Source organism: Amycolatopsis umgeniensis (genome assembly GCF_014205155.1).
Classification (GTDB): Bacteria; Actinomycetota; Actinomycetes; order Mycobacteriales; family Pseudonocardiaceae; genus Amycolatopsis; species Amycolatopsis umgeniensis.
Map to the genome: position 1 here is coordinate 6,322,219 of NZ_JACHMX010000001.1, position 12,804 is coordinate 6,335,022.

Here is a 12,804-nt window from a genome sequence, read left to right on the forward strand (position 1 = left end):
TCTCGTCGCTGGGTAGGTCGAGGACGGGGAGCCGGGCCGCCCCAGGTGAGCCCTGATTCGGGCAGGCGACATGTGAATACCCGACGTCATCATCCAGGGCAGCGAGCAGAAGGCCCCCGTCGCCGATCCAGTCGCGTCCCGGTCGGAATTTTAAGCAACAACACAACCGCCACATTCACCACTGACGGGTGAATCCGTCAAAATGACCCTGCTACTTGGCGTGAGATCAAACGTTAGCCCGGCGCTTGTTCGGCGATCTCGTCGCTGGGCAGGTCGAGGACGGGGAACCGGGCCGCCCAGGCGAACCCTGACTCGGGCAGGCGACATGTGAATACCCGACGCCGTCATCCAGAACGGCGAGCAGAAGGTCCCCGTCGCCGATCCAGTCGCGTCCCGGTCGGAATTTTAAGCAACAACGCAACCGGAACATTCACCGCTGACGGGTGAATCCGTCAATATGATGCTGTTACTTGGCGTGAGATCAAACGTCAGCCCGGTGCTTGTTCGACGATCTCGTCGCTAGGCAGGTCGAGGACGGGGAGCCGGAGCCGCCTCAGGCGAGCCCTGATTCGGGCACGCGACATGTGATTACCGACGCCATCATCCAGAACAGTGAGCAGAAGCTCCCCGTCGCCGACCCAGCCGGACAGTGTGGGCTCACGCTGTCCGCTCCGAAGAATCGCCGATACGCGGGAAAGGGGCGGTGGAGAAGATGATCTCCACCGCCACCTCGAAGAACGTCGCGATCCGCAATGCGAGGTAGAGGCTCGGGCTGTACTCGCCGCGTTCGAGGTAGCCGATGGTCTGGTAATGCACGCCCAGCGCATCGGCGAGCTCGCGGCGGGAGATGCCCCGTTCCGCCCGCAACATCGCGATCCGGTTGTAAACGACCTCGCTCATGAGCTAGCCAATTCGCTGCATCGCCTTTTCCCGTCGTGCCGCCACCGAGGACCCGGACTCGCGCCGCGCCATGCGCCGCAGGACGACCGGGGCCAGTACCAATCCGATCACGGCCCACGCGGCCAGTACGCCGAGGGTCTCCCATGGCCGCCACGACTGCCCGATCTCGACCATCACCGTCGAGTCCGGCAGCAGTGCCGAACGCATGCCCAGGCCGAGCCAGTACATCGGGAACACCTGTCCGATGTACTGCAGCCACTCCGGCAGCGCGGTGATCGGGTAGAAGATCCCGGAGATCGCGCCGAGGCCGGTGGTGGGCAGCATGATCAGCCCGATGCTGCGCGCGTTCGCGGTCAGCGAGCCGAAGATCGCGCCGATGGGCATGGTGGCGAGCAGGCCGAGCGCCAGCACCCACAGCAGGCCCAGCCACGACGTCAGCCCGCCGGGCGCGATGCCGTCGAACAGGACCATGCTCGGGATCAGGATCAGCAGGATCCCGATGACGGTGCCGGTGGAGATGGTGACGACCTTGCCGACGAGGTAGCCGATCATGCCGTTCGGAGTGGCCTTGGCACGCAGGAGTGTGCCGTCCTCGCGTTCGACGGCGAGCACGCCCGCCATTCCGAGCATGCCGCTGAACACGATCGACGCGCCCAGCACGCTCGGTACGGTCGCGGCGCCGAGCGAGAACTCCGTTCCCGGCAGTTTCGCGTCGCGCATGAAGAACATGACGACCACGAAGATCACCGGGAAGATGAAGGTGTTGAACAGGTCTTCGTAGTTGGTGAGGTTCTGGCGCGTTTCGAGCCAGCCCCGTCGCACGCCGAGCCGGACGCTGTGCTGAATCGGGTTCATCGCGCACCCACCTCCGTGAGCGGGGATTCCGCCTGGCGGACCAGGGTCATGTAGGTGTCCTCGAGCGACGCCCGCCGGACCTCGAGGTCGCCGATGGCGTCCCCGTGCTGTTTGAACAGTTCGTGCACGTACTTCGTCGATTCCGTGGTCGAGTGCACGAATCGCTGGCCGTCCAGCGTCCAGCGCACCTCGGCTTCGCCGGCGATCTGCCTGCTCAGCGCGTCGGCGGAACCGTCGGCCACGATCCGGCCGTGGTTCAGGATCAGGATCCGGTCCGCCAGTTTCTCGGCCTCGTCGAGGTCGTGCGTGGTGAGCAGGATCGTCGTGTCGTCGTCATCGGTCAGCCGGTGCACGAGTTCGTGGAACTCGCGCCGCGCCTCCGGGTCCAGTCCGGCTGTCGGCTCGTCGAGGAACAGCAGTTCCGGACGGCCGACGATGCCGATCGCGACGTCGAGACGGCGCCGCTGCCCGCCCGAAAGCATCCGGACCCGCTTGTCCGCGTGCGCGGTCAGCCCGACCGCGGCGATCAGCTCGTCCGGATCCCACGGCCGCTTGATGCGGTCGGTGGAGTACGGCGCGTAGTAGCCGCCCAGATGCTCCAGAAGCTCCCGCACACGCCATTTCGCGTGGTCGCGCCAGGCCTGGAGGACGACCCCCAGCCGCGCCCTCCAGTTCTCGTCCGCGTGCGCCGGGTCGACGCCCAGCACGCTGACCTCGCCCTCCGACCGCATCCGGAAGCCTTCGAGGATCTCGATCGTCGTGGTCTTGCCCGCGCCGTTCGGCCCCAGCAGGCAGATCACCTCGCCCCGGTGCGCGGTGAAGTCGACGCCGTGGAGGACGTCGTTCGTGCCGTAGCGCATCCGGAGATCTTTGACGGACATCATCACGTCTTGTGGATCTCTCATTGGTCACCCCCATCTCAGTGCTGCGATTGAATGTAGCACACCTACTACATTCGATCTGAGAGATACTTCCGTCCGAGGCGGCCATCTACAGTGAGCGCATGTCCACGAGCGCGCGTGTCCGAGCCGACGCGTGCCCCGGTGTTTTCGCCACGCACGACGCCGCCGACGGTCCGCTCGCCCGGGTCCGGCTGCCCGGCGGCGCCATCACCGACGTGCGGCTCAGGGCACTCGCGGACGCCGCCGACGACCTCGGGGACGGCGCTCTCCACCTGACTTCCCGCGGCAACGTCCAGCTTCGTGGCGTCACCCGTCCCGGTCTCGCGGCCAGGCTTTCCGTGGCCGGGCTTCTGCCCTCGCCGTCGCACGAACGCGTCCGCAACATCCTCGCCTCGCCCCTGAGCGACGTCGCCCAACGTCTCGCCCCCGCCCTCGACCAGGCCCTGTGCGCTGTTCCCGAACTGGCCGGGCTCCCCGGACGGTTCCTCTTCGCCCTCGACGGCGGTCGCGGTGACGTCGCGGGCGAGGGCGCCGACGTCTGCTGGCGCGACGGCGCGCTGCTGCTCGACGGCGAAGACACGGGCCTGCGTGTCGCCGCGGAGCACGCCGTCGAGGCGCTGATCTCGGTCGCGCGCGCTTTCCTGCGAGCACGGGGAACGGCCTGGCGAGTCAGCGAACTCTCCGACACGGCACCACTTCTCCGGGGCATACCAGGCGAAAGCGAGGAACCACGGACCTTCGCGACGAACCCCGGCCTGCCCATCGGCCCGATCGGCGACGCGATCGGGGTCGCCCCGGTCCTCGGCCGCCTGACTTCCGCGCAGGCACGCAAGATCGCCGACGCGGGAAACGCGGTGATCACCCCGTGGCGCTCGATCCTGGTCCGCGGTCCTTTGGAAGCGGACGCCGGGCTGGTCACCGATCCGGACTCGCCGTCGCTCGGGATCAGCGCCTGTATCGGACGTCCGGGCTGCGCGAAGTCGCTCGCCGACGTCCGGGCCGACGCGGCGCGGATCGGCCGGAGCCCGAGGGCCCATTTCGCCGGATGTGGACGCCGGTGCGGAAAACCCGCGCGCGAGCACGTCGACGTGCTCGCGACGGAGGACGGTTACCTGGTCGACGGGGCGTTCGTCCCGGTCGGTGCACTGGCCAGGACGTTGGCGCAGAAGGGCAGTGCCGAAGTGAAGGGACAGCAGTGATCGACTACCTCCGCGACGGTGCCGAGATCTACCGGCATTCGTTCGCCACCATCCGCGAGGAGGCGGATCTCGCGATCCTGCCCGACGACGTCGCGGTGCTGGCCGTGCGGATGATCCACGCCTGCGGGATGGTCGACCTGGTCGACGACCTCCGCTACAGCCTGGACGTCGTCGAGTCCGGCCGTGCGGCGCTCGAAGCGGGCGCGCCGATCCTCTGTGACGCCAACATGATCGCCTCCGGGGTGACCCGCAAACGCTTGCCCTCGGCCAACGAGGTGCTGTGCACGCTCTCCGATCCGAAGGTGCCGGGGCTGGCCGAGCGGATGGGCACCACCCGCTCCGCGGCCGCGCTGGAGCTGTGGCGCGACAAGCTGCCCGGTTCCGTGGTGGCGATCGGCAACGCGCCCACCGCGCTGTTCCGCCTGCTGGAACTGCTCGACGAGGGGGCCGGCGCCCCGGCGGCGATCATCGGTGTCCCGGTGGGTTTCGTCGGCGCCGTCGAGTCCAAAGTGGAGCTCGCGCACCGGGCGCCCGCGCCGTATCTGGTGGTGCACGGACGCCGTGGCGGCAGCGCCATGGCCGTCGCCGCGATCAACGCGATGGCGAGTGAGGTCGAATGAGCGGGCTCGGGAAACTCTGGGGTGTCGGGCTCGGGCCCGGTGACCCCGAACTGATGACGGTCAAGGCCGCGCGGCTGATCGGCGAGGCCGACGTCATCGCCTACCACAGCGCGCGGCACGGCCGGAGCATCGCGCGTTCGGTCGCCGAGCCGTACCTGCGGGACGGCCAGCTCGAGGAGAAGCTGGTCTACCCGGTCACCACCGAGACCACCGACCACCCCGGCGGTTACGAAGGCGCCATCGCCGATTTCTACGAGCTCAGCGCGAAAAGGCTCGCCGAACATCTCGACGCCGGACGCGACGTGGTCGTGCTCTGCGAAGGCGACCCGTTCTTCTACGGCTCCTACATGTACATGCACGAACGGCTCGCCGACCGCTACGAGGCGACCGTGATCCCCGGCGTGACGTCGGTCAGCGCGGCGTCGTCGGTGCTCGGCCGTCCGCTGGTGCAGCGCGACGAGGTCCTCACCATCCTGCCCGGGACGCTGCCCGCGCCGGAACTCGCGCGACGCCTCGCCGACACGCAGGCCGCGGCGGTCCTCAAACTCGGCCGCACGTTCGGCAACGTCCGCGAGGCGCTGGCCGAAGCCGGGAAGCTGGACGACGCCTTCTACATCGAACGCGCCACCTGGCAGGCGCAGCGCGTCGAACCGCTCGCCGACGTCGACCCGGACTCGGTGCCGTACTTCTCGCTGGCGTTGCTGCCCAGCCCGGCCTACGCGTCCCGGCTCGCCGACGAACCGGAGAGCCCGCGCAAGCCCGAAACGCATACCGGTGGCGAGGTCGTGGTCGTCGGCCTGGGCCCGGCCGGTCCCGGCTGGCTGACCCCCGAGGCGACCGAGGAACTGGCCGCGGCGGAACACATCGTCGGCTACGGCCCGTACGTCGCGCGGGTGCCGCAGCGCGCGGGCCAGCAGCGGCACGCGTCGGGCAACCGCGTCGAGGCCGAACGCGCCGTCGAGGCGCTGGAACTGGCCGCGAACGGCGCCAAGGTCGCGGTGGTGTCCTCGGGCGACCCCGGCGTGTTCGCGATGGCGTCGGCGGTGCTGGAGCAGCTCGCCGCCGAGCACGGCACGGGGACGCGCGTACGGATCGTGCCGGGGGTGACCGCCGCGCAGGCGGCCGCGTCCCGGGTCGGCGCGCCGCTGGGACACGACTACTGCGTGCTTTCGCTGTCCGACCGGCTCAAGCCGTGGGAGATCATCGAACGGCGGCTCGACGCGGCGGGGGCGGCGGATCTCGTGCTCGCGTTGTACAACCCGGCGTCCCGCACGCGGACGACGCAGCTCGCGCAGGCCCGCGACGTCCTGCTCCGGCACCGCGCGCCGGAGACACCGGTGGTCGTCGCCCGCGACGTCGGCGGTCCCGAGGAGGACATCCGCGTGGTCACCCTCGGCACGCTCGACCCGGCGTCGGTGGACATGCGCTGCCTCTTGATCGTGGGTTCCTCCAAGACCCGTGCCGAGAACGGAGTGGTCTGGACGCCCCGCAGCTACGAGTGACGGCCCAGCCCGGCGTTGCGCGCCTGGCCGAGCAGGATCTCGCGATCGTCCGTGCCGACCTTGGCGTGGATCGACGACATGACGTTGCGCACGGTTTTGGGGACGAGCCCCAGCCGTCGCGCGATGTCCGGGATCCTCAGACCGCCGGCCAGCAGGTCGAGGACTTCGTGCTCGCGTGAAGTGAGCTGCGGGAACACCTGGATCGGCCGCGATTCGCTCAACAGGCCGTAGAGCCGGTTCGCGGCGTGCTCACCGAAGACGACGGCGCCCGCCGCGACACCGTGGATGGCGCGGACGAGGTCTTCGAGTCCCGCCGTCCTGGCCAGGACGCCGCGGGCGCCGGCGCGCATCGCGGCGACCCAGGTTTCGTTGTCGCCGGGCGGGGTCAGCGCGAGTACGACGGTTCCCGGCACACGGGACGACACCTCGCGTGTCACGGCGAGTCCGTCGAGCGCGGGTGGGTGAACGGACAGGACGAGGACGTCCGGGCGCAGCACGGTGGCGTGCCAGACCGCTTCGCGTTCGTCGGAGGTATGGGCGACCACTTCCAGCTCGGAGGACGCGGGCGGCTCGGGGACACCCGCGAAGACCACGCTCACCACTGGGGTTCGAATCGGCACGCCATCGGTTGTAGCGCAGAACTTTTGTACAGTGTCCGGCCGTTTTGGGTGAACAATGACCATTCGATAACGGTTCGACGATCAGGGGGGCCTGGTGCCGAGACGCGAGCGCCCGCTGGGGCCGGGCGACGACGTCGTCGTGAGGTTCGCGGCGGATCTTCGCCTGCTTCGTGAGAAGGCCGGCGGGCCGACGTACCGGGACCTCGCTTCCCGCGCGGGCTACTCGGCCGCCGCGCTGTCGGAGGCGGCGGGCGGGCGGAAGCTGCCGGGGCTCGCGGTGACGGTCGCGTATGTCACCGCTTGCGGCGGTGACGTCCCGGTTTGGGAGGACCGCTGGCGTGAGGTCGCCGCCGGACTCGCCGCGGCCGACGGCGAATCCGACGACACCGAACTCCCGTACCTGGGCCTGGCCGCGTTCCAGGCGACCGACGCCGCGCGGTTCTTCGGCCGCGAGCGACTGGTCGCGGAGCTGACCGGCAAGCTCGCGGAACGACGGCTCGTCGGCGTCTTCGGTGCTTCCGGTTCGGGGAAGTCGTCCGTCCTGCGAGCCGGGCTGGCGCCGTCGAGCGAACGTCCTGTCGACCTTCGCACGCCTGGAGCACATCCACTCGAAGAGGACCGCGCCGTCGCGGGGCGGTTGCTGATCGTCGACCAGTTCGAAGAGCTCTACACGCTCTGCCATGACGAAGCCGAGCGCACCGCCTTCATCGACGCGCTGCTGGCGCTCGCCGCCGACGAGCACGGGACCCGGGTCGTCCTCGGTGTCCGCGCGGACTTCTACGGTCACCTCTGCCGTCACGCGGGTCTCGTGGAGGCGCTCACCGACGCGCAGGTGATGGTCGGCCCGATGACCGCCGACGAACTCCGGACCGCGATCGTCGAACCCGCCGTCCGCACGGGCTGCCGGGTCGAGGCGGCACTGGTCACGACGCTCGTCGCCGACGCCACCGGCCAGCCGGCGATGCTCCCGCTGGTTTCGCACGCGTTGCTGGAAACCTGGCGCCGCCGCCAGGGGATCACGCTGACCATCGCGGCGTACGAGGCCGCGGGCGGGATCCTCAACGCGATCGCGCAGACCGCGGAGGCGGTCTACACGGATCTGGAGCCGGACGCTCACGCCGTCGTCCGGCAGATCTTCCTGAGGCTGACAGCGCCCGGCGAAGGCACCGAAGACACGAAGCGCCGCCTCAACCGGCGCGAACTCGACGACGATCCCGCGACGACGGAGGTCCTCGGCCGCCTCGCCGACGCGCGCCTGCTGGTCCTCGACCGCGACGGCGTCGAGATCGCCCACGAAGCCCTGATCCGCAGCTGGCCCCGGCTGCGCGACTGGCTCGCGGAGGACCGCGAAGGGCATCGGCTGCACCGCCAGCTGGCTGAGGCGACCGACCTGTGGGAGAGCCTGGAGCGCGACAAAGGCAGTCTCTACCGCGGCACGCGGCTGGGTCGCGCGGCGGAGTGGGCAGCCAGGGCGCCGGAAGCTTTGAGCACGCGCGAGCAGGAGTTCCTGCAGGCCGGACTCGACGCCGAAGCCGAGGAGACCGCTGCCGGCCGTAAACGGACGCGAAGGCTGCGAAGGCTCGTCGCGCTTCTCCACGTACTGCTGATCCTGGCGGTCGTGGCCGTCGTCTACGCCGTCGATGCCGGGAACACCGCGACCGACGAGCGGAACGTGGCGCTCGCGCGCAAGGCCGTCGTCGACGCGAAGGGATTGCGAGAGTCGAATCCGGCGCTATCGACGCAACTCAGCCTCGCCGCGTACCGGCTCGCGCCGATCCAGGAGACCCACGACGGCCTGCTCACGTCCATGGCGGCGCCGTTCGCCACCCGGATGACCTTCGACCCCGGAGACGTCACAGTCGTCCTGAGCGGGCAGCTCATGATCACCTCCGACTCCTACCGGGCGACCCGGGTGTGGTCCATCGCCGATTCGCGGCGTCCGGAACTCCTCTCGACGCTGCCCGGTTCGGCGGACGTCCGCGGCCCGCTGGCGTTCAGCCGGGACGGGCGGGCGCTGGCGACCGTCACGCGCGAGCACGCCGTCCGGCTCTGGGATCTGACCGATCCTCGGCATCCGGTGCGGAAGGTGGACGTCACCGGTCACCGGGAGGCGGTGCTCTCGGCCGATTTCAGCGCGGACGGCCGCCTGCTCGCCACCGGTTCCGCCGACCGCACCGTCCGGCTCACCGACGTCTCCGACCCCGGCGCGCCCCGACCGCTCGGCGAGATCCCGGCCGAGCAGCTCGAACGCGCCGTGTTCAGCCCGGACGGCGAACTGCTCGCGGTCACGAACACGAACTGGACGGCGGAACTCTGGGACGTCACCACGCCGTCCGCGCCGCTGAAGCGCTCCGTCCTCTCCGGGCACAAGGACCTGCAGCTCACCCCGGCGTGGAGCCCGGACGGCGAACGGCTGCTCACCACCAGCTGGGATCGCACGGCGAAGCTCTGGGACGTCGCCGATCCGGCGGCGCCGCGTCCGCTGACGACGTTGACCACCCCGGCCGTGGTCTGGGCGGCCGGGTTCAGCCCGAGCGGCAGGCTCGTGGTGACCGCGGGGGACGACCAGTCCGTCCGCCTGTGGGACGTCACGGGTCCGGCGAAGGAACTGCCGCCGCTGTCCGGGCACACGAACGCCATCTGGTGGACCGGGTTCACGCCGGACGGCAAGACCATCGTGTCCACCAGCGCCGATCGGACCGTCCGGCTGCAGGACGTCGGCGAACTGGCGCTGGCCTCGAGCGCGGGCTGGAACGCCGGCGTGTTCACCGAACAGGGTCGGATCCTCGTCACCGCCGGGGACGACGTGCGGCTCTGGGCGATGGACGACCTCCGCGCGCCCAGACAGCTCGCGAAACTCCCCGGCCCGGCCACCGTCACCGCGGTCGCGCTCAGCCCGGACAGGCGCAGTCTCGCGCTGGCCGCGCACGACGGCGCGGGCGTCGCCGGGACCTTCGTGCTCCAGCGCTGGGACATCAGCGATCCGACGGCGCCGAAACTGACGGCGTCGACGGAGGTGAAACCCACGTACTCGCTCGCTTTCAGCCCGGACGGCAAGACCTTCGCCTCCGGCCACGACGACGGGCCGATCCAGCTCTGGGACGTCGGCGATCCCACGCGGTTCGCCGAACCGCGGGTCCTGCCCGTCGGCGACGGCACGGTGTGGTCGCTCGCGTTCACCCCCGACGGGCGGACGCTCCTGGGCAGCCAGGGGCTGAGTTCGTCCGCGGTGACCTTGTGGGACGTCACCGATCCCCGGCGGCCGGGTCTGGTGTCGACGCTGCGGCCCGACGGCGGTGCCCTGTTCAAGATGGCGCTCAGCCCCGACGGGCGCACCGTGGCCGCGGGCAGCAGCGACCGGAACGTCTACCTGTGGGACATCGCCGATCGCGCGCACGCCGTGCGGCTGGCGAAACTGGGCGGCAATCCCGAAGGTGTCGGGCATCTCGCTTTCGGCCCGACGGGACGCGAACTGGCGACTTCGGCGTTCCGGACGGTGCGCGTCTGGGATCTCGCCGATCCCCGCAACCCGGTGGAGACCGCGCAGCTCACCGGCTTCGCCGCGACGGTCAACTCGGTGGCCTACCGGCAGGACGGGCGGACGCTGGCGATCGGGAGCAGCGGGGTGCAGCTGTGGCAGACGGACGCCGAACGTGTGGGCGAGGAGATCTGCCGGTTGGCGACGCCGAGGATCACGAGAGAAGAGTGGGAGAGGTCTTTTCCGGGGCTCGACTACGCGCCACCGTGCGGTTCGTAACTCTCTCCGTACTAAACATATAGCGCATGGGGGGACTTGCCACAAGACCCCGGTCATGCTTCAAACTCACTCGCCGTAGCCGAAACCTGGCGAAATGGGAGTCTGTGTCAACTCAGGGTCATGAAGAAGAGCTGCGGTCCGAACGCGAGTACGTCGCCGGGCTCTACACGCGCTTGGACGCCGAACGCGCGCGGGTGAAGGGGGAGTTCCAGGCCGCGCTGGGGGGAACCGGCGCGACGGCCATGGAACGCGACGTCGAGGTGCGTTCGCTGGCCAGGGAGTCGCGGCGGCTGGACGTCGTGGACAACGGCCTGTGCTTCGGCAGGCTGGACAGCGACGCGGGGGAGACCTCCCACATCGGCCGCATCGGTCTTTTCGACGAGGAGAACGACTACGAACCGGTGCTGCTCGACTGGCGGGCACCGGCGGCGCGCCCGTTCTACACCGCGACCGCCGCGACACCGGAGAAGATGCGGCGCCGCCGCCAGTTCCACACGCACGGACGTGAGGTGCTCGGGTTCACCGACGAGGTGTTCGGCCGCCCCGGCGGCGACGCGGAGGGCGACGCGGCGCTGCTCGCGGCCGTCAACGCGCCGCGCGGCGAGGGGATGCGAGACATCGTCGCGACGATCCAGGCCGAGCAGGACGAGATCATCCGGCACGAACATCCCGGCGTGCTGGTGATCGAGGGCGGGCCCGGCACCGGGAAGACCGTGGTGGCGCTGCATCGCGTCGCCTACCTGCTCTACACCCAGCGCGAGCGGATGGAGCGCCACGGCGTACTCGTGGTCGGGCCGAATCCGGCGTTCCTGCACCACATCGGCCGGGTTCTGCCGTCGCTGGGCGAGACCGACGTGGTGTTCGCGACCACCGGCGATTTCGTCCCCGGCAAGCACGTCACCGCCGAGGACGGTCCGGAAGTGGCGCGGCTCAAGGGCTCGCTGAGGATGCTGGACGTCCTGGCCGCGGCCGTCGCCGATCGCCAGCGGTTGCCTGAGGAGCCGCTGCCGATCGACCTGTCCGACGTCACCGTCCGGATCGACGCCGAGACCGCGGAATGGGCCAGGGACGAGGCACGCAAGAGCGGTCTGCCGCACAACGAAGCGCGCGTGACGTTCACCGACATCGTCACCTACGTCCTGACCGAACGGGCGATCGCGCGGATCGGCAAGGGCTGGCTGAGCCGGGACGACCGCGACGAATGGGAGCGGCTGCGGAAGGACCTGCTCAAGGAACTGGCGGAGAGCGAGACGTTCACGGCCGCGCTCGACGCGCTCTGGCCGATCCTGACGCCCGAGAGCCTGCTCGGGTCGCTCTACGCGTCCTCGGAACGGCTGATGGCCGCCGGCGCCGACCCGTCGCTGCTGCGTGCAGACGGGGAAGCCTGGACGGTGTCGGACATGCCGCTGCTCGACGAACTCGTCGACCTGCTCGGCCGCGACAAGGCCGCGGAGCAGGCGGCGGAGAAAGCCGTCGCGCGGGAGAAGAAGGCCGAGGCCGAGTACGCCGAAGGTGTGCTGGACACGATGAAGCTGGACCGCGAGGAGATGGACGAGGACGTCCTGCTGTCCGCGGAGAACCTGCTCTTCGCCGACGAGCTCGCCGACCGGTTCGTCGAACACGACACGCGCAGCCTCGTCGAACGGGCCTCGGCGGACCGGGACTGGACGTACCGGCACGTCGTGGTCGACGAGGCACAGGAACTGTCCGAAATGGACTGGCGGGTGCTGATGCGGCGCTGCCCCAACCGGTCGTTCACCGTCGTCGGCGATCTGGCGCAGCGCCGGTCCGAGGCCGGGGCGCGATCTTGGGGCGCGATGCTGGAGCCGTACGTGCCGGGCCGCTGGGTCTACCGCTCGCTGACGGTGAACTACCGGACGCCCGCGGAGATCATGGCCGTCGCCGCCTCGGTGCTCGCCGGGTTCGCGCCGGACGTCGTCCCGCCGGAGTCGGTCCGCTCCTGCGGTGTCCAGCCGTGGGCGCGGCAGGTCACCGAGGATTCCCTGGCCGGCGCCATCGAGGAGTTCGTCAAGGACGAAGCGGGCCGCGAGGGCACCAGCGTCGTGATCGGGCCGCCGGGGGTGCCGGGCACGGTGCCCGCCTCGGAGACGAAGGGGCTCGAGTTCGACGCTGTCCTGGTGGTGGACCCGGTGCGGATCCTCGCCGACGGGCCGCGTGGGGCGGCCGAGCTCTATGTCGCGCTCACCCGCGCTACGCAGCGGCTCGGAGTGCTGCACGACGGGCCGCTGCCGACGGCGCTGGAAGCCCTCCGGTAAGAGGTGGGTCTCGTGAGTGGCGAGCTCGGCTCGCGTGACTGGGTGGACGGCACGTGCTCAGACGGACGACACGCCGCGCGGCCGGGGTCTCGTCCACCCAGTCACGCGTGTCGTCCCTCCAGTCACGCGAAACCGCCGGAGTGCGGGCACCTGAGACGCTCCTGGCTCTGACC

The 12,804-nt window shown here is 70.2% G+C and carries 9 protein-coding genes; 5 read left to right on the forward strand and 4 right to left on the reverse strand.

Features of this window, described 5'->3' with window-relative positions; genetic code table 11:
* Positions 1-657 precede the first annotated feature (657 nt).
* The 3 genes from HDA45_RS29615 to HDA45_RS29625 are packed head-to-tail and all read right to left on the reverse strand — an operon-like array spanning position 658 to position 2,660.
* On the reverse strand, positions 658-900 hold the full coding sequence (locus HDA45_RS29615; protein ID WP_184900806.1) for a helix-turn-helix transcriptional regulator: 243 nt from the start codon (positions 898-900) through the stop codon (positions 658-660).
* A 3-nt stretch (positions 901-903) separates the two neighbouring features.
* Positions 904-1,755: an ABC transporter permease gene (locus HDA45_RS29620; RefSeq protein WP_184900808.1), complete on the reverse strand. Its 852-nt coding sequence runs from the start codon at positions 1,753-1,755 to the stop codon at positions 904-906.
* Positions 1,752-2,660, reverse strand: coding sequence for an ABC transporter ATP-binding protein (locus HDA45_RS29625; RefSeq protein WP_184900810.1), 909 nt, complete (start codon positions 2,658-2,660; stop codon positions 1,752-1,754). Before HDA45_RS29625 ends, HDA45_RS29620 begins: the two co-directional genes overlap by 4 nt.
* Before the next feature lie 98 nt (positions 2,661-2,758).
* Here HDA45_RS29625 and HDA45_RS29630 point away from each other — a divergent pair, with 98 nt between their 5' ends.
* The 3 genes from HDA45_RS29630 to HDA45_RS29640 are packed head-to-tail and all read left to right on the forward strand — an operon-like array spanning position 2,759 to position 5,978.
* On the forward strand, positions 2,759-3,856 hold the full coding sequence (locus HDA45_RS29630; protein ID WP_184900812.1) for a precorrin-3B synthase: 1,098 nt from the start codon (positions 2,759-2,761) through the stop codon (positions 3,854-3,856).
* Entirely contained in the window at positions 3,853-4,476 is a 624-nt protein-coding gene (locus tag HDA45_RS29635) for a precorrin-8X methylmutase (RefSeq protein ID WP_184900814.1), read from the forward strand. Before HDA45_RS29630 ends, HDA45_RS29635 begins: the two co-directional genes overlap by 4 nt.
* Positions 4,473-5,978 carry a precorrin-2 C(20)-methyltransferase gene (locus tag HDA45_RS29640; protein WP_184900816.1) on the forward strand — a complete coding sequence of 502 codons (1,506 nt, stop codon included), beginning with the start codon at positions 4,473-4,475 and terminating at the stop codon, positions 5,976-5,978. The genes HDA45_RS29635 and HDA45_RS29640 overlap by 4 nt, the downstream gene beginning before the upstream one ends.
* On the opposite strand, the gene HDA45_RS29645 is transcribed toward HDA45_RS29640, so the two are convergent.
* The gene (locus HDA45_RS29645; RefSeq protein WP_343072188.1) at positions 5,969-6,598 is read right to left on the reverse strand and encodes a response regulator; all 630 of its coding nucleotides are present in this window, start codon (positions 6,596-6,598) and stop codon (positions 5,969-5,971) included. The two genes, HDA45_RS29640 and HDA45_RS29645, sit on opposite strands and share 10 nt — an antisense overlap.
* A 94-nt stretch (positions 6,599-6,692) precedes the next feature.
* Between HDA45_RS29645 and HDA45_RS29650 the strand changes: the two genes are divergently transcribed.
* Complete coding sequence (locus HDA45_RS29650) at positions 6,693-10,355, forward strand: nSTAND1 domain-containing NTPase (protein WP_184900818.1); 3,663 nt, start codon at positions 6,693-6,695, stop codon at positions 10,353-10,355.
* 104 nt (positions 10,356-10,459) lie between these two features.
* Complete coding sequence (helR, locus tag HDA45_RS29655; RefSeq protein WP_184900820.1) at positions 10,460-12,631, forward strand: RNA polymerase recycling motor ATPase HelR; 2,172 nt, start codon at positions 10,460-10,462, stop codon at positions 12,629-12,631.
* Positions 12,632-12,804 lie beyond the last annotated feature (173 nt).

Coding starts and splice junctions, on each gene's coding strand:
- HDA45_RS29625 (WP_184900810.1), bottom strand. CDS start 2,660: ATGAGAGATCCACAAGACGTGATGATGTCCGTCAAAGATCTCCGGATG.
- HDA45_RS29630 (WP_184900812.1), top strand. CDS start 2,759: ATGTCCACGAGCGCGCGTGTCCGAGCCGACGCGTGCCCCGGTGTTTTC.
- HDA45_RS29640 (WP_184900816.1), top strand. CDS start 4,473: ATGAGCGGGCTCGGGAAACTCTGGGGTGTCGGGCTCGGGCCCGGTGAC.
- HDA45_RS29615 (WP_184900806.1), bottom strand. CDS start 900: ATGAGCGAGGTCGTTTACAACCGGATCGCGATGTTGCGGGCGGAACGG.
- HDA45_RS29620 (WP_184900808.1), bottom strand. CDS start 1,755: ATGAACCCGATTCAGCACAGCGTCCGGCTCGGCGTGCGACGGGGCTGG.